Here is a 16861-nt window from a genome sequence, read left to right on the forward strand (position 1 = left end):
TGCATCCATCATCTTCTCCCGGCCGCCCGCGCCGTCGACCGGGATATGCTCGCTCTAAATGGTGAATTGTTGTCCCATCTCAACCACCCGGTTTGTCGGGAGGCAGTAGAATCCGGACGTATCGGCGGCCGAGAGTGCCATGGAAATGTAGAGCCGGTCCTGCCAGAGCGGCATGCCGTTGGCCGAGGTCGCCCGGAAGGCGCGCCGCGACAGGAAGAACGAGGTCGACATGATCTCGAACTTCAGCCCCTTCTTCTTGGCGAGCGTCAGCGCTTTCGGCACGTTCGGCTCCTCCATGTAGCCGAAGGTCAGGAAGACGCGGGTGAAGAGTTCCGAGACCTCTTCGATCTGCACGCGGTCCTCCAGGGCGACCCGCGGCGTGTTCTCGACCTTGATGGTCATGATGATGTTGCGCTCGTGGATGACGCCATTGTGTTTGAGGTTGTGCATCAGTGCGCTCGGCGCAAGCGTCGTGTCCGACGTCAGGAACACCGCCGTGCCGCGCGCCCGCATCGGCTTGGAGCGCTCCAGCATGCGGGTGAGGTCGGTGAGCGCAATGCTTTCGCGGTGTGCCTTGGAATAGGCGATGCGGGTGCCGCGGATCCAGGTCCACATGATCAGTGAGAGCACGGCGGCGAGGCCGAGCGGTGCATAGCCGCCGTCCAGCACCTTCAGCATGTTCGAGCCGAGGAAGATGAACTCGATGAGAATGAACGGCAGCACGACGATGCCCGACAGCCAGGGCGACCACTTCCAGCACTTCCAGAAGACGACGAAGCCAAGGATCGAGGTGACCACCATGTTGCCGGTGACGGCGATGCCGTAGGCGCTGGCGAGGCGGCCGGAGGACTGGAAGGTCCAGACGAGGACCATCACGCCGACGAAGAGGATGAAGTTGACCTTCGGGATGTAGATCTGGCCGAACTGCTCCTCGGAGGTGTGGCGGATCTCGAGCCGCGGGATGAAGCCGAGCTGGATCGCCTGCTGGGTCAGCGAAAAGGCACCGGTGATCACCGCCTGGCTGGCGATGACGGTGGCCATGGTCGCGAGGATCACCAGCGGCAGGAGCGCCCAGGCCGGGGCCAGGAGGTAGAAGGGGTTCTCCAGCGTCTCAGGCCGCGCCATGATCAGCGCGCCTTGGCCGAGATAGTTCAGCGCCAGTGCGGGGAAGACCAGCGAGAACCAGGCGAGCTGGATCGGCTTGCGGCCGAAATGGCCCATGTCGGCATAGAGCGCCTCGGCGCCAGTGATGGCGAGGAAGACCGAGCCGATGATGATCAGTGCCATCCAGCCGTGGTCGATCACGAAGCTGATGGCGTTGAGCGGGTTGACCGCGGCGAGAATCGCCGGCTCGTCGCCGATGTTCATGATGCCGAGGATGCCCATCACCACGAACCAGACAAGGGTGATCGGGCCGAAATAGGCGGCGATCTTGCCGGTGCCGCGGCTCTGCACCATGAACAGCACCACCAGGATCACCGTGGTGATCGGCAGCACCCACTCGCTGAGGCTCGGCGCGACGAGCTTCAGGCCCTCGACCGCGGAGAGGACGGAGATCGCCGGGGTGATCACCGCGTCGCCGTAGAACAGCGAGGCGCCGAGAATGCCGACGATGATCAGGAAGTTGCGCCGACCCATCACCTTCTGCGCCAGCGCCAGCAGCGACAGCGTGCCGCCTTCGCCGTTGTTGTCGGCGTTGAGGATCAAGAGCACGTATTTGATCGTGACGATCAGCGTCAGCGCCCAGAGCAGCATCGAGACGACGCCGACGATCTCCGAGTTGAGCAGCCCGTCGGAGGCGGAATGCACCAGCGCCTCGCGCAGGGCGTAGAGCGGGCTGGTGCCGATGTCGCCGTAGACGACGCCGATGCAGCCGAGAAGCAAGGTCCAGAACCCGCTGGTCTGGTGCTGCACCGCAGCCGGATGCATCGTCTCTTGTGTAGCCGACAAGCGTTGTTCTCCGCCGCGCTCCGGAGGGAGCGGCCCGTGGTCCGGGCGGCATCATCGCATTGAACGATTGGCCGGGACACCACCTTGGGCGAGCTTGCTAGCGGCAGTCGCCGGGAATCGCAACCGTGATACGAACCGGCGGTATCGCCGGGACCAGCCCGCGATACCGCACTGCAACACAAATGGCGCCTGTCGGGTACCTGTCAGGACGCGGCAGGCGCTGTGGCCGGGCCCTTCTCGATGGCCGTGTCGGTCGGTTTCGGCTTTTTGTCGCGGCCGGACAGCAGCATGTAGAAAAGCGGGATGAAGAAGATCGCGATGAAGGTCGCGAACAGCATGCCGCCGATCACGCCGGTGCCGATGGAGTGACGGCTGGCCGAGCCGGCACCGCTCGAGATCGCCAGCGGCACGACGCCGAGGATGAAGGCGAGCGAGGTCATCACGATCGGCCGGAAGCGGAGTTTCGCGCCTTCCAGCGCCGCGTCGAAGGCGCTGAGGCCTTCGGCCCGTTTCAGCACCGCGAACTCGACGATCAGGATGGCGTTCTTCGCCGCAAGGCCCACCAGCGTCACCAGACCGATCTGGAAGTAGACGTCGTTCTCGAGCCCGCGCAGCCAGATCGCGCCGAGGGCGCCCAGCATCGCGAAGGGCACCGCCAGGATGACGGCGATCGGCAGCGACCACTTCTCGTACTGCGCGGCGAGAATCAGGAACACCATGAAGATGCCGAAGCCGATGGCGATGGCGCCGGTGCCGCTGGTCTCGATCTCCTGATAGGCCGAGCCGGTCCAGGCGATCTCGTAGCCTTCCGGCATCGAGGTCGACAGCTCCTGCATCGCCTGCAGCGCCTGTCCGGACGAGAAGCCCGGGGCGGGGCCGCCGCTGACCTTGGCCGCGGTGAAGGCGTTGTAGCGCTCGATGAGGTCGGGACCGACGATGCGGGTGACCTTGAGCAGCGAATCCAGCGGGATCATCGATCCCGACGTCGCCTGGACGAAGGTGTATTTCAGGTCCTCCGGCCGCTCGCGGAAGCGCGCTTCCGACTGCAGGCTGACCTGGTAGTTGCGACCGAGCAGCGTAAAGTCGTTGACGTAGAGGCTGCCGAAGGTCGCCTGCATGGTCGTGAAGATCTGCTCGATCGGCACGCCCAGCGCCTTCGCCTTCTCGCGGTCGACATCGATCTTGTACTGCGGGACGGCGGCGGTGAAGGTGGTGCGCACGCCCGCAAGTTCCGGCCGCTTGGCGGCTTCCGCCACCAGCGCGTTGGTCGCCTCGATCAGCTTGTCGGCGCCGCCGCCGGTGCGGTCCTGGACGTACAGGTCGAAGCCGCCGGTGGTCGACAGACCCTGGATCGGCGGCGGGTTGAAGGCGAGCACCATGGCGTCCTGCACCCCGGCATTGGCGCCGATGAAGGCGCCCGGCAGGTTGCGGCCGTCCTGGGCCGGATCGGTGCGCTCGCCCCAGTCCTTCAGCGTCACGAAGGCGACGCCAGCCGAGGTCTTCTGGGTGCCGGCGAGAAGGTCGAAGCCGGCGAAAGAGACGACGTCGGCGACGGCCGGGTTCTCGCGCAGGTTCTCGCTGACGGTCGCCATCGCAGCAGTCGAGCGGGCCAGCGAGGCGGCCGGCGGCAGGATGGCGACGACAAAGTTCGAGCCCTGGTCCTCGTCGGGCACCAGCGACGATGGCAGCGCGGTGAAAAGGTAGTAGGTCCCGCCGCAGACGCCGGCGAACAGGACCAGCGCGATGATCGAATGGCGCATCAGGAAGGCGACCCCGTGGCCGTAGCCGTTGGTCACCTTGTCGAAGCCCGCGTTGAACCAGCGGAACGGCGCCCAGGGCTTTGAATGCGTCTCGCGCAGGATCAGGCCGCACAGCGCGGGGGTCAGCGTCAGAGCGACGATGCCGGAGATCGTCACCGAGACCGCGATGGTGATGGCGAACTGGCGGTACATGGTGCCGGCGAGGCCGCCGAGGAAGGCGACCGGAATGAACACGGCGCAGAGCACCAGCACGATCGCGATGACCGGGCTCGTCACCTCGCTCATTGCCTTGGCTGTCGCCTCCTTTGGCGGCAGCTTCTCCGTCGTCATGATCCGCTCGACGTTCTCCAGCACCACGATGGCGTCGTCGACGACGATGCCGATCGCCAGCACCAGGGCGAAGAGGGTGAGGAGGTTGATCGAGAAGCCGAAGGCCAAGAGCAGCCCGAAAGTGCCGATGATCGACACCGGCACCGCGATCATCGGGATCAGCGTCGCCCGGAAACTTTGCAGGAAGACGAAGACGACGATGAAGACGAGCACCATCGCCTCGATGAAGGTGTGGATCACCTCCTCGATCGAGGCCGAGATGAACTTCGTGGTGTCGTAGGGGATGGCGTAGGTGATGCCGTCGGGGAACTGCTTGGTCAGCTCGTCCATGCGGGTGCGCACGCCCGCCAGCGTGTCCAGCGCGTTGGCGCCCGGCTGCAGGTAGATGCCGATCGGGACGGTCGAGCGGCCGTTATAGGTGGCGTTGAAGCCGTAGTCCTGGGCGCCGAGCTCGACCCGCGCGACGTCCTTGAGGAGGAGCGATGCGGCGTTGGCGTCCGACTTCAGGATGATGTTTTCGAACGCTGCGGCGTCCGGCAGGCGCCCGCCGGTGGTCACCGAATAGGTGAAGGCGAGCGGGTTCGGGTTCGGCTCGGCGCCGAACTGGCCAGCGGCGAACTGCGCGTTCTGCTCACGGATGGCGGTCGCGACATCGGTCGGCGTCAAATTGTACTGCGCCAGCTGGTCCGGCCGCAGCCAGATGCGCATGGAATAGTCGCGCTGGCCGAACAGCTGCGCCTCGCCGATGCCCGGCAGGCGCTTCAGCTCGTCGAGCACGTAGAGAAGGGCGTAGTTGGAGACGTAGGTCGCGTCGTAGCGCTCGTCCGACGAGGTCATCGTCAGCACCGAGAGGATCGACGACGAGCGCTTGACCACGGTGACGCCGAGGCGCTGCACTTCGGACGGCAGTGAGGAGACCGCTTGCTGCACGCGGTTGTTGACGTTGATCGTCGCCTGGTCGGGATCGGTGCCGCTCTGGAACGTCACGGTCACCGAGGCCGAACCCGACGACGAGTTCGTCGACTTCATGTAGATCATGTCCTCGACGCCGTTAATCTGTTCTTCGAGCGGCGCGGACACGGTCTGGGCGAGGGTTTCGGCGCTGGCGCCGGGATAGGTCGCGGTCACCACCACTTCCGGCGGGACCAGCTGCGGGTACTGCTCGATCGGCAGCGCGCGCAGGCCCATGACGCCGGCGAGCACGATGACGATCGAGATGACGGCGGCAAAGACCGGCCGGTCGACGAAGAAGCGGGAATTCATTGGGCAGAGCCCTCGGTCTTGGCCGGTGCGACGGTCGCGGTCGGCTTCTGCGCGTCGCCTGTCGGCGCGTCGGCGGCCGGCGCAGGCTCGGCGGCGGGGACGGAGGCCGGCGTGCTGTCGACGTTGACGGGGGCGTTCGGCCGCGCCTTGATGACGCCGACGGTGATCACCTTGTCACCGGTCTTTAGGCCCTTGGAGATGACGATGCGGTCGCCGAGCTGGCGACCGACCTCGACGGGGCGGACCTGTGCGACGCTCTTGTCGTCGACGGTGTAGACGAAGGTGCCTTGCGCGCCTTGCATCAGCGCGGCATCTGGAATGGTGATGGCATCCGGCAGGACGAGGCCGTCGACCTTGACCCGCACGAACTGTCCCGGCAGCAGCTGGCTCTCGGGATTGGCGAGAACGGCGCGCGACAGGATGGTGCCGGTCTCGGCGTCGATCGAGGCCGAGGTAAAGTCGATCGAGCCCTTCTTGTCGTAGACGCTGCCATCGCCGAACAGCACCTCGACCGAGAGGTTGGCGGCGGCGCCGCCGGCTGCGCCGCTTTCGATCAGCCGGCGAATGGCGATCGCCTCCGTGTCGGCGGCCGAGAAGTTGACGTAGATCGGGTCGAGCTGGCTGATCCGGGTCAGCAGCGTGTTGACGCTGAGCAGGCTGCCCTCGGGCACCTGCTCGAGGCTGGTAATGCCGCCGGCCGGCGCGTTGACGGTGGCATAGGTCAAGGACAGCCGGGCCGTTTCCAGTGTTGCCTGCGCGGCGGAGACCTGGGCTTCCGCCAGTTCGCGGCTGGAGGTCGCATCGTCGAGCTGGGCGGTCGAGACCGCGCCGCTCCGTGTCAGCGAGCGCTGGCGGTCCTCGGTGCGCTGGGCCTGGCCGAGGGTCGCCTGGCTCTGGCGCAGCTGCGCCTCGGCCAGCGCCACTTGGGCCTCGAACTCGCGCGCATCGATCTTGAACAGGGTCTGCCCAGGCGCCACCACCGCGCCTTCCTCGAAGGTCCGGTCGAGCAGGATGCCGGCGACCCGCGCCCGCACCTCGACCTCGCGCGAGGCGGCGACCCGCCCGGCATATTCATAGGAGATCGGCAACGTCTTCGCCTCGACCGTCTCGGTGCTCACCACGGGCGGCGGCGGCGCGGCGCCACCGGGTGCCTGGGCCACGGCGATGCCGGCAGTTGCAAGGAGGGAAGCCAGGACGGTGCCGAGGGCCTGAAGACGGAACGAACTCATGGAAGGGTCCAGACGATACGGCACGCGGCCTATTGCAATGCAGCATCCTTACATTCATAGATGCATGTAAGCAAGGAGCCTCGGGTTGCGCAGAACCAAGCAGGAAGCGATGGAAACGCGAGCAGCGATCCTGGACGCGGCGGAAGCCGTGTTCCACGAGCGCGGCGTCGGCCAGACCAGCCTTGCCCAAATCGCCGCAGCCGCCGACGTCACCCGTGGCGCGATCTACTGGCACTTCGCCAACAAGGTCGAACTGTTCAAGGCCATGCAGGACAGGGTCCGCATGCCGCAGGAAGAGTTCTTTCAGAGCCGGGAGATGTCCCGCTCCGACCGGTGTCTCGACTTGCTTCAGGAGACGACGCTGGAAGCGCTGCGCAGCTTCGCAGCCGACACACGCGCCCAGCGGGTCTACACGATCATTTTATTCCGCTGTGAATATGTGGGCGAGATGGGGGATGCGCTGCTCAAGCGGCGCGAAGCCGACCACCAGATGAAGGACACGATCCTGGCCGTCTTCGACCGCGCCAGCGCGTTGCGTCAGCTGGCGCGTCCCTGGCAGCCCTCGACCGCGGCCAACGCCTATCTCTGCGCCGTGGTCGGCCTGTTTTCGGAATGGCTGCGGCTCGAAGGTGAGTTCGACCTGTTGGAGACCGCGACGCCGTTGATCGACAGTCTATTCGCCAGCTATCGCGGCTGATCGCCGTCGAGGCGGCAGCGGCGGTTTCCGCAGTGGAGTTCGGCGCGCCGAGGCGTTCGGGACGCGCCTGATGATCTGAGATTAGCCCGCCATCACCCGCCGCACCAGCGCCACGAAGGACGCCGCGGCATCCTCGGCTGCGCCGGAATTGTCGATGCGGTGGGGGCCGTGCGCGGACGCTGGCACCGTCAGCTGGACACTCCGCGCCAGCCGCGCCTCGATCTCTTCGGCGCTCTCGCGCCCGCGCCCGGCGATGCGCTGCACCAGGAGTTCGCGCGGCGCGGTGATCTCGACGACATGGACATTTCCGAAGCGCAGCGTCGCCGGCACCAAGGCGCGGCGAGAGACATTGGCGATCACCGTCGTGCCGCCGATGCAATCGTCGGCGAGGGCGGCCGGCAGGCCATAGCGCAGGCCATGGGCGCCCCAGGTGAGGCAGAAGGCGCCCGCCGCCTCCGCCGCCACGAACTCGGTCTCGCTGAGGCAGTCGTGGTCCTCCGCCTCGACCTGCGACACCCGGGTTATCACCCGCCGGGCGAAGCGCAGCCGGGTCTCTTCCGAGAGGGACTGCTGCGCCAGCCCGAGGATTGTGTCCTTGCCGGCGCCGCTCGGGCCGACGACGGCGATGAAGGCGCCGGGCTGATCAGGCAACGCGCCGGCCTTCGCGGTAGACGGCGCCGACCACCGGCGGTGCGCCCGCGACCGCCCGCACCCGCACGAGGTCGGCCCGCTTGCCGGTGGTGATCTCGCCGCGGTCGTCGAGGCCAACGGCCTCGGCGGGGTTGCGCGTCACCAGTCGGATCGCGTCGACCAGCGCGGCGTCGCTCTCCTCGCCGAGCTGGAACACCGCCTGCATCAGGCTGAACGGCACATAGTCGGAGGAGAGGATGTCGAGCACCCCGGCCGCCTTCAACTCGGCGGCTGAGATGTTGCCGGAATGCGAGCCGCCGCGCACGACGTTCGGCGCGCCCATCAGCACCTTCAGCCCCGCGGCGTGCGAGGCGCGGGCCGCCTCGAGCGTTGTCGGGAACTCGGCGAGCGCGATGCCGTAGTTCACGGCCTCCTCGACATGGGCGAGCGTCGCGTCGTCGTGCGAGGCGAGGGCGATGCCGACTTCATGGGCCCGGGCGGCGATGTGGTCGCGGCTTCTCGGCGCATTCGCCTCCGACTCCTCGGTCCGCCGCTGGCAGAAGCGGTCGAACTCGGCGTCGGTGAGCTTCATCTTGCCCTGGTAGTACATGCGGTAGGTGTCGATGTTGACGAACTGGCGCTGCCCCGGCGCGTGGTCCATCAGCGAGGCTAGCCGGATCAGCGGGTTGCCCAGCATCGCCTCGAAGCCCTCGATCACGTCGGCGGCCGAAACCTCGCAGCGCAGATGGATGAAGTGGTCGGCCCGCAGCCGGCCCTCGGTGACGGAGCGGGCGATGCTGTCGGCCATGTCGCGCATGTCGGTGGCGCCGATGTCGGCGTTCTCGTCCATGCCGACGCGCAGCGCGTCGAACACCGTGGTGATGCCGGAGGAGGCGATCTGCGCGTCGTGCGCCTGGATCGCGGCGAGCTTGTTCCAGCGCACTTTCGGCCGCGGCAGGTAGTGCCCTTCGATGTGGTCGGTGTGCAGCTCGACGAAGCCCGGCACCAGCGTCTCGCCGCCGAGGTCCTCGCCGACGGCGCTGTTGCCCTCGGCGACCTCTGTGATCAGCCCATCGCGCAGCACGACATGGCCGTGGATGACCTGATCGGCAAGGACGATGCGGGCGTTGGACAGGACGGTTTCATGGGGCATGGGAGGGGTCTGCCATAAGAGGGGCGCTCGGCGGAGAGCCCGGGCGCGGCGCGGTCAGGCGCCGCCGAAGGTGTGAAGCGAATGCACCCGGAAGGCGTCGCCGGGGGAGGGCTCGATGAAGACCGCGAGGCCGTCGATGGCCAGCGGCGCGCCATCGAAGCCGGCGAAGCGCTCGCGCAGCAAGGCGTCGACGGCATCGATCCTCGCCGCCTCGACCGGGCCGGTCAAGGTCATGTGGAAGCGGAAATCCTCCAGCACGTGCGGATAGCCCCAGCGGTCCAGCTGCGCGCGCTGGCGTTCGCTCAGCCGGTCCGGCCGGCGGCGGGCGATCTCAGCCTCGGTCAGCGGCGCACGGAGGCCGTCGAAGGCTTCCAGGAGGTCCGCCTCGAGCACTGCGAGCGGCTCGCTCGGCGTCGCCGGCACCAGCGCGAAGAACGGCCCGAGCCGGCGCAGCGCCATCTCCGGCAGCGTCACCACCGGGCGCGACGCGGCAAAGCGTGCCAGCCGCTCGTCGACATCGGCGAGGTCGAAACCCTCGGCAATGCGGAACGGCGCGCGCATCGTCGCATGGAAGCCGTAGCGCGCCGGCTCGGCGACGACCGGGTCGATCTCGGCGTCCGGTTCGCGCGTTGCCTCGCCGGTGAAGGCGTCGCGGCCGAGCCAGAGGGCGGCGGCGCGCGTCAGCGGCGCACCCGCCGGCGGCGTGAAGTAGATGGCAGTGCGCAAGGGCTACATCACCCGCTTGCGCAGCTGCTGGGAGAGAAGGTCGGTCAAGGTCACGCTGATCACCACGAGCAGGAGGATGGCGGCTGCCTGCGCGTAGTAGAACCCCCGGATCGATTCGAACATCACCTGGCCGATGCCGCCGGCGCCGATCAGGCCAAGGATCGTCGCCGAGCGGACGTTCGATTCGAAGCGGTAGAGCGTGTACGACATCCACAGCGGTAGCACCTGCGGGATCACGCCGTAGACGATCTCCTGCAGCTTCGAGGCCCCGGTCGCGCGGATCGCCTCGACCGGGCGCGGATCGATCGCCTCGACCGCCTCGGAGAACAGTTTGGCGAGGATGCCGGTGGTGTGGATGAACAGCGCCATGACGCCGGCGAACGGACCGAGGCCGACGGCGACGACGAACAGCACGGCGAACACCACCTCGTGGATCGCCCGGAACGCGTCCATCAGCCGTCGGGTCGGCTGCAGGATGTACCAAGGCACCATGTTGTGGGCGCACAGGATCCCGAAGGGGATGGAGAGAAGCGTCGCCAGCACCGTGCCCCAGAGGGCGATCTGGATGGTGACGATCATCTCGCGGACGTAATAGTTCCAATCTTTGAAGTCCGGCGACAGGAAGCCGGAGGCGTATTGCGCCATGTTATCGGCATCGGTGAACAGATAGGTCCAGCGCCCCATCTCGGCCGGTCCCCAGCTCCAGACGAGCAAGGCAACGAGCGCGATCCAGATCACGTAGCCCCAGGCGGCCTCGGACCAGTTCCGCTCGATCATCGGCTTGGCGGGGGCGGTGTGGGCGGCGTCGGACATGGCGGTGGTTCCTGGCGGTGATGGCGAGGGGGCTTGCGTAAGTCAGGCGGACGCGACGAGCGGGAACTAGGTGCTTCGTCATCCCGGGCTTGACCCGGGATCCATTCCAAATCGCCGTCCCCGTCGAGGACGGTGGACATTCCCTTCCGCACCGGAGTGGGGTTGACGCGGAGAGGAATGGATCCCGGATCAAGTCCGGGATGACGATCTGAAAGGGTGGGCGACGTTCTGAAAAGTTGACGGACGTTCTCATGAGACGCGCCGTATCAGCGCGCAACGCACTATCTTCGCCTCGAAACGCCCCTCATCCCGCTGCCGCGACCTTCTCCCCGGAGGGGAGAAGAAGCAGCGTGGCCGTTGCGCCTGGCGGGACGTGGTGCGCGTCCCCTACGGCGGCAGCAGTGCACGCGGCCGTCGCCGGCCGCGTGCCGTTTCAAAAACCCAGCCTCAGCTTTGCGGGTTCTTGGCGATCTCGGCCTCGACCTTGGCCTTCTTAGCGGTCAGTTCGTCGATCTGCGCCTTCTTGGCGTCGGCGGCGAGCGTCGTGTCGGCTTCGATGCCGGCGATCTTCTTGGTGAACTCCATCACGCGGATCGGCAGCAGCTGGGCGTCGGTCGAAGCGCGGAACGGCGCCCACTGCAGGCCCTCGAGGGTCTTCTTCTCCGCGGTCGCATCGCCCTTCGAGCGCTCGGTGCCGTAGTCGAGGAAGAAGGTCTTCAGCTTCTCCTTGGTCTCAGCGGACAGGTCCTTGCGCCAGACGATCGGATCGGAGGCGATCAGCGGCGACTTCCAGATCACCTTGATCTTCTTGAAATCGTCCGGACGGTTCATCTCGATCTTGGCGAGGTTCTCGGTGTTGTTGGCGGCGGCGTCGACTTGCTTGTTGGCGACGGCCATCGCATTGGTCTCGTGGTTGGCGTTGGTGACGTTCTTGAAACAGTTCTTCGGGTCAATGCCCTTGGCCGCGAAGATGAAGGTCATCGGCACGAGGTAGCCCGAGGTCGAGTTCGGGTCGCCGATGCCAAAATTCATCGACTTGTCGCAGGTCAGGAGGTCGTCGACAGAGTTCAGCTTGCTGTCGGCCGGGGCGAGGATGAGACCGTAATAGCCGGCTTCGCCGTTCGCGGCGACGGTCTGCACGAAGACCTCGCCGTCGGAGCGGTCGACCGCCTCCATCGCGGCCTTGTTGCCGTACCAGGCGACCTGCACCTTGTTGAAGCGCATGCCCTCGATGACGCCGGCATAGTCGGAGGCGAAGAAGGGCTTGATCTCGAGGCCGGTCTCCTTGGCCATGTCGGCGAGGAAGGGCTCCCAGAGCGGGCGGAGGTTCGACTGGGACTCGGTCGAGATGATGCCGAAATTGATCGGCTCGGCGATCACCGGCGTTGCGAAGACGGCGGCCAGCGAGAGGGCGGCGAGGCCCTTGGCGAAGAGGTTCATCGAAAGCTCCTGGGTGGGTCGGGTTGGGTCTGCGTGGAAAGGGTCAGGCCGAGGCGAGCGCGCGCAAGGCCGCGGTGAGGTCCTGGGTCGGGCGCAGCTCGCGTGGCGGCTCGGCCGCATCGGGCAGGATCAGCTCTTCCGACGAGGTGCCGTAGAGCTCGCGCAGGAAATCGTTGGTCAGCGCCAGCGAGGGCCCGTCGAACACCACGATGCCGTCCCGGAGCGCGATGGTGCGCGGGCAGTAGCGGCGGGCGTATTCGACCTGGTGCAGCGAGACGACGGCGGTGATCTTGTCGGTCCGGTTGATGTCGGCGATCACGTCCATCACGCGGCGGGCGGAGGACGGGTCGAGCGAGGCGATCGGCTCGTCGGCAAGGAGGATCTTCGACTTCTGCACCAAGGTGCGGGCAATCGCGGCGCGCTGCTGCTGGCCACCGGAAAGGGTGGAGGCGCGCTGCCAGGCGACTTCCGGAATGCCGACGCGCCCGAGGGCATCGCGGGCGAGAAGCTTTTCCGCCTTGCTGAACAGGCCGAGCGTGCCCCGCCAGCGCGGAATGCGGCCGAGCAGGCCGGTGAGGACGTTGGTCAGCACGGGCAGGCGGCCGACGAGGTTGAACTGCTGGAAGATCACGCCGATCTCTCGTCGCATTTCCCGCGCCTTGGGATCGAGCTTGCCGCCTTGCTGCAGCGTGCGGCCGAGGATCTCGATCTTGCCGCCGTCGCTGTCGCAAAATTCCAGCCCGGCGATGATCCGCATCAAGGTCGACTTGCCGGAGCCGGAGGCGCCGATCAGCGCCACCATCTCGCCGGCTGAGATTTCGATATCGATGCTCTTCAGCGCCTGCTTCTTGCCGAAGCGCTTGGAGAGTGTGCTGACGCGGATCGCGTTCATGCGGTGTCCCTTTTGCGAAAACCAGGCCGGACTGCGCTCCCGTCACGGGTGACGAACCGGTCGGAAACGCCGTCCGAATTCATCCGCTGTCTGGCCGTTTCGCCGGTCTCTTCCGGCTGTCTTGCCGCTAGGCCTAGCCTCCTTCGATGTACTGCGCGTGACGCCAGGGTGACCGTTCAGTGACGCCCGAAAGCCCTGCGCCGCAAGGGTTCCAGGCCCTTCTGAATCAGTGCTCGTGGCGGTTGAGAAAGGCTTCGGCGCCAAGGGTCCGGAAATCGTCGAGACAGGTCCGAAGACGGTCGTGCGGCCAGTCCCACCAGGCGAGCTTGTCCATGCGTTCGCCGGTGCCCGGGGCGAAGCGATCGCGAATTTTCTTCGCCGGAACGCCGCCGACGATGGTGTAGGGCGCGACGTCTTTCGACACGACGGCCCCGGCGCCGACCACCGCGCCATTGCCGATGGAAACGCCCGGCAGAACCGTGACGCCGTGCCCGATCCAGACGTCGTGGCCGATGGTCACGCGGCGGGCTCGGCGGGCGGCGAAGAACGGCAATTCCTCCTCGGCGTCGTCGAAATAGTCGTTCGCGCGGTAGGTGAAATGGTGCAAGGTCGCGCGCTCGACCGGATGGTTGGTGGCGTTCAGACGGGCGCTCGCGGCGATGTTGACGAACTTGCCGATCGTGGTGCCCCAGACCCCGCAGTCGCGCATCATGTAGGAATAGTCGCCGATCTCGGACTCGGCGACGCGGCAGCGTTCGTCGACCTCGACATAGCGGCCGAGGCGCGTGGTCTCGACGATGGCGGTCTCGTGGATCAGCGGGACGTGTTCGGAGAGGCGGGGCATTCAGGCGGCCTTTCGGGCGGAGAAACCGGTGACGTCGATGACCCGCGTCGCCACCCGAGCCCGCACCACCTCGTCGTGGAAGATGCCGAGGATGGCGGTGCCGAGGCCGAGTTTCTCCTCGATCATCGCCGCCACCGTGTCGCGGTTGACGCCGTCGAGCGAGGCGGTGGGCTCGTCGAGGAGGAGGATCGGATGGTCGGTGATGAAGCCGCGGGCGATGTTCACCCGCTGCTTCTCGCCGCCCGAGAAAGTCGCCGGCGGCAGGTCGAAGAGGGCCCGGGGGAGGTTCAACCGGCGAAGCAGGTCGGCCGCGCGGGTGCGGGCCTCTTCCGCGTTGACGCCGCGCGCAAACAGCGGCTCGGCGACGACGTCGACGGCCGGCACCCGCGGCACGGCGCGCAGGAACTGGCTGACATAGCCGATGCGCTCGCGCCGCAGCCGCATCACGAGGCGCGGGTCGCCGGCGGCAAGGTCTTCGCCCGCCTCGCCGACGAGGATGCGACCGGCGTCGACGGCATAATTGCCGTAGACCATGCGCAGGATCGACGACTTGCCGACCCCGGACGGCCCGCCGAGCACCGCGCATTCGCCGGGTGCAAGCTGGAAGGAGACGTTCTCCACCACCGGCAAGCGGATGCCGCCGCGCAAGTGCACGGTGAAGGATTTCGCGACGTTCTCGACGACGAGAATAGGCTGAGCGGACATTCTAGCTCTCCGGGATCGAGGCGACGAGCAGCTGGGTATAGGGATGCTGCGGGTCGTCGAGGACGCGGTCGGTGAGGCCGGTCTCGATGACGTGGCCGTCCTTCATCACGATCATCCGCTGCGACAGCAGGCGGGCGACCGCGAGGTCGTGCGTGACGATCACCACCGACAGGCCGAGCTCTAAGACCAGCTGGCGAAGAAGATCCAGGAGGCGCGCCTGGACCGAGACGTCGAGGCCACCCGTCGGCTCGTCCATGAACACGAGGCGGGGGCGGGTGACGAGGTTGCGGGCGATCTGCAGCCGCTGGCGCATGCCGCCGGAGAAGGCGACCGGCTGGTCGTCGATCCGGTCGCCGGCGATTTCGACGCGGCCGAGCCAGTCCGTCGCCGTCGCGCGGATGTTGCCGTAGTGCCGCTCGCCGACCGCCATCAACCGCTCGCCGACATTAGCGCCGGCCGAGACGCGCATCCGCAGGCCATCCGCCGGGTTCTGGTGGACAAAACCCCAATCGGTGCGGGCAAGGAATCGCCGCTCGGCCTCGCTGAGGTCCTCGAGGTCCCGCGTCTCGCCGTCGCGCATGCGGTAGAGCACTTCGCCCGAGGTGCGCGGCAGGCGGGCGGAGATACAGTTGAGCAGCGTGGTCTTGCCCGACCCGCTCTCGCCGACGATCGCCAGCACCTCGCCGGGATGGACCTGGAACGAGACGTCCTCGCAGCCGATCCTGCCGCCATAGCGCTTGGTGACGCCGCGGACGTCGAGGATGGGGGTGTCGTCGCTCATACGGAACTCCTTCGCGGCGCTGAAGACACCGCCGATCTCCCCCCTTGAGGGGGAGATGCCGGCAGGCAGAGGGGGGTGATCGCAGCGGGAACCTGTGTAAGCTCGGTGCCGGACCCACGGGCAGGGCGAGGGACATGGCGCATCATCTCGTTCCGACGAAGCACCGTGCCCATGCCAAGACGATGCGCCACGCCATGACCGAGGCCGAACTGCGCTTCTGGACGGCCGTCCGCGCCCATCGCCTGATGAACCTCGGCTTTCGCCGACAGGTGCCGATCGCGGGCCATATCGTCGATTTCGCTTGTCCCGCGCATCGCCTCATCGTGGAAATCGACGGCGTGCAGCATGGAGGGGAGGCCATTGTGGTGCGCGACGCCGCGCGCACGGCGAGGTTCGAGATGGCCAGCTGGACGGTTGTTCGGTTCTGGAACGACGACGTCCTGCAGGATATCGAGGGAGTCTGCCGGCACATCCTGGCAGTGATCGAGGCGGAGGATCGGTGAAGATGTAACCCAACCCGTCGGCGGGGATGCGGCACTCACCCCCCTCTGCCCTGCCGGACATCTCCCCCTCAAGGGGGGAGATCGGCGGTTGCGGGCGCCGGGCTTTACCGATCCGGCCCTCATTCCGCCGCCTCCTCGTAGCCCTTCGGCCCGCCGTCGCCGACGTGCCCCTCGGCCCGGCGCGTCTCGCAATGGTCGGTATCGGAGCAGACGAACATGCGCCCGCCGCGGTCGTCGGTGATGACCTCGTCGAGATAGGCGCCGGTGCCGCCGCAGAGCGCGCAGGGTTTGGCAAAATGCTGGATCTCGAAAGGGTGGTCCTCGAAGTCGAGGCTGACGACGTCGGTGAAGGGCGGCAGAGCGTAGATCCGCTTCTCGCGGCCGGCGCCGAAGAGCTGCAGGGCGGCTGAGCGGTGGAGCTTCGGGTTGTCGAATTTTGGGATCGGCGAGGGGTCCATGACGTAGCGGTCCTCGACCTTGACGGGGTAGGCGTAGGTGGTGGCGATGTGACCGTGCCGGGCGATGTCCTCGTAGAGCTTGACGTGCATCAGGCCGTATTCCTCAAGGGCGTGCATCACCCGCGTCTCGGTCTCGCGCGGCTCGAGGAAGCGCAGCGGCTCGGGGATCGGCACCTGGTAGACGAGTGTCTGGTTCTCCGTCAGCGCGGTCTCGGGGACACGGTGCCGGGTCTGGATGATCGTCGCCTCCGCGGTCTTCGTCGTGGTGGCGACGCCCGCGGTCTTCTGGAAGAAGGCGCGGATCGAGACGGCATTGGTGGTGTCGTCGGCGCCCTGGTCGATGACCTTCAGGACGTCGTCCGGCCCGAGGATTGCCGCCGTCACCTGCACGCCGCCGGTGCCCCAGCCATAGGGCATCGGCATCTCGCGGCTGGCGAACGGCACCTGGTAGCCGGGAATGGCGATCGCCTTCAGGATCGCCCGGCGGATCATCCGCTTCGTCTGCTCGTCGAGATAGGCAAAGTTGTAGACGGGAAGGGCTGCGGTCATGATGCCGGACCTTGCTGGGAGGCGTCGGGGAGGAAGCGGGAATGAGCGGCTGGATCGTGCTCGGCGAGCTGACGGTGATCCTGATCGGCCTTGCCGCCGCCTGGTATTTCTTGCGGCGCGGCGGGCACTAAAGCGGGC

At 67.0% G+C, this 16861-nt stretch carries 15 protein-coding genes; 2 read left to right on the forward strand and 13 right to left on the reverse strand.

Annotation, left to right across the window (positions count from 1 at the left end):
- Window positions 1-54: 54 nt before the first annotated feature.
- The 3 genes from ACZLZQ_RS11535 to ACZLZQ_RS11545 form a co-directional block, all read right to left on the reverse strand.
- Window positions 55-1950: a potassium transporter Kup gene (locus ACZLZQ_RS11535; protein WP_472949481.1), complete on the reverse strand. Its 1896-nt coding sequence runs from the start codon at window positions 1948-1950 to the stop codon at window positions 55-57.
- A 203-nt stretch (window positions 1951-2153) separates the two neighbouring features.
- Window positions 2154-5303, reverse strand: a complete 3150-nt coding sequence (locus ACZLZQ_RS11540) for an efflux RND transporter permease subunit (protein WP_472949482.1) — start codon at window positions 5301-5303, stop codon at window positions 2154-2156.
- On the reverse strand, window positions 5300-6532 hold the full coding sequence (locus tag ACZLZQ_RS11545) for an efflux RND transporter periplasmic adaptor subunit (RefSeq protein WP_472949483.1): 1233 nt from the start codon (window positions 6530-6532) through the stop codon (window positions 5300-5302). The genes ACZLZQ_RS11540 and ACZLZQ_RS11545 overlap by 4 nt, the downstream gene beginning before the upstream one ends.
- 109 nt (window positions 6533-6641) lie before the next feature.
- Here ACZLZQ_RS11545 and ACZLZQ_RS11550 point away from each other — a divergent pair, with 109 nt between their 5' ends.
- On the forward strand, window positions 6642-7229 hold the full coding sequence (locus tag ACZLZQ_RS11550) for a TetR family transcriptional regulator (RefSeq protein ID WP_472949484.1): 588 nt from the start codon (window positions 6642-6644) through the stop codon (window positions 7227-7229).
- Between the two features lie 81 nt (window positions 7230-7310).
- Here the strand turns inward: ACZLZQ_RS11550 and phnN are convergent, their stop codons facing one another.
- From phnN to phnK, 9 genes are all read right to left on the reverse strand, one after another.
- Window positions 7311-7880 carry a phosphonate metabolism protein/1,5-bisphosphokinase (PRPP-forming) PhnN gene (gene phnN / locus ACZLZQ_RS11555; RefSeq protein WP_472949485.1) on the reverse strand — a complete coding sequence of 190 codons (570 nt, stop codon included), beginning with the start codon at window positions 7878-7880 and terminating at the stop codon, window positions 7311-7313.
- Complete coding sequence (locus ACZLZQ_RS11560; protein WP_472949486.1) at window positions 7873-9012, reverse strand: alpha-D-ribose 1-methylphosphonate 5-triphosphate diphosphatase; 1140 nt, start codon at window positions 9010-9012, stop codon at window positions 7873-7875. Before ACZLZQ_RS11560 ends, phnN begins: the two co-directional genes overlap by 8 nt.
- Before the next feature lie 54 nt (window positions 9013-9066).
- Window positions 9067-9738: a DUF1045 domain-containing protein gene (locus tag ACZLZQ_RS11565; RefSeq protein WP_472949487.1), complete on the reverse strand. Its 672-nt coding sequence runs from the start codon at window positions 9736-9738 to the stop codon at window positions 9067-9069.
- A gap of 3 nt (window positions 9739-9741) precedes the next feature.
- Window positions 9742-10551, reverse strand: coding sequence for a phosphonate ABC transporter, permease protein PhnE (gene phnE, locus ACZLZQ_RS11570; RefSeq protein WP_472949488.1), 810 nt, complete (start codon window positions 10549-10551; stop codon window positions 9742-9744).
- A 447-nt stretch (window positions 10552-10998) separates the two neighbouring features.
- A complete protein-coding gene (gene phnD, locus ACZLZQ_RS11575; RefSeq protein ID WP_472932767.1) occupies window positions 10999-11991 on the reverse strand; it encodes a phosphonate ABC transporter substrate-binding protein in 993 nt (330 codons plus the stop codon).
- Between the two features lie 43 nt (window positions 11992-12034).
- A complete protein-coding gene (gene phnC / locus ACZLZQ_RS11580) occupies window positions 12035-12883 on the reverse strand; it encodes a phosphonate ABC transporter ATP-binding protein (RefSeq protein WP_472932765.1) in 849 nt (282 codons plus the stop codon).
- Window positions 12884-13109: 226 nt separating this feature from the next.
- Window positions 13110-13727, reverse strand: a complete 618-nt coding sequence (locus ACZLZQ_RS11585) for a DapH/DapD/GlmU-related protein (protein WP_472949489.1) — start codon at window positions 13725-13727, stop codon at window positions 13110-13112.
- Window positions 13728-14432: a phosphonate C-P lyase system protein PhnL gene (gene phnL, locus ACZLZQ_RS11590; RefSeq protein ID WP_472949490.1), complete on the reverse strand. Its 705-nt coding sequence runs from the start codon at window positions 14430-14432 to the stop codon at window positions 13728-13730.
- A gap of 1 nt (window position 14433) precedes the next feature.
- Window positions 14434-15213: a phosphonate C-P lyase system protein PhnK gene (phnK, locus tag ACZLZQ_RS11595; RefSeq protein WP_472949491.1), complete on the reverse strand. Its 780-nt coding sequence runs from the start codon at window positions 15211-15213 to the stop codon at window positions 14434-14436.
- A gap of 194 nt (window positions 15214-15407) precedes the next feature.
- Between phnK and ACZLZQ_RS11600 the strand changes: the two genes are divergently transcribed.
- Window positions 15408-15716 carry an endonuclease domain-containing protein gene (locus ACZLZQ_RS11600; protein WP_472949492.1) on the forward strand — a complete coding sequence of 103 codons (309 nt, stop codon included), beginning with the start codon at window positions 15408-15410 and terminating at the stop codon, window positions 15714-15716.
- Window positions 15717-15835: 119 nt separating this feature from the next.
- On the opposite strand, the gene ACZLZQ_RS11605 is transcribed toward ACZLZQ_RS11600, so the two are convergent.
- On the reverse strand, window positions 15836-16723 hold the full coding sequence (locus tag ACZLZQ_RS11605; protein WP_472932759.1) for an alpha-D-ribose 1-methylphosphonate 5-phosphate C-P-lyase PhnJ: 888 nt from the start codon (window positions 16721-16723) through the stop codon (window positions 15836-15838).
- Between the last annotated feature and the right edge of the window lie 138 nt (window positions 16724-16861).

The organism is Mesocryomonas lacus (genome assembly GCF_055730105.2).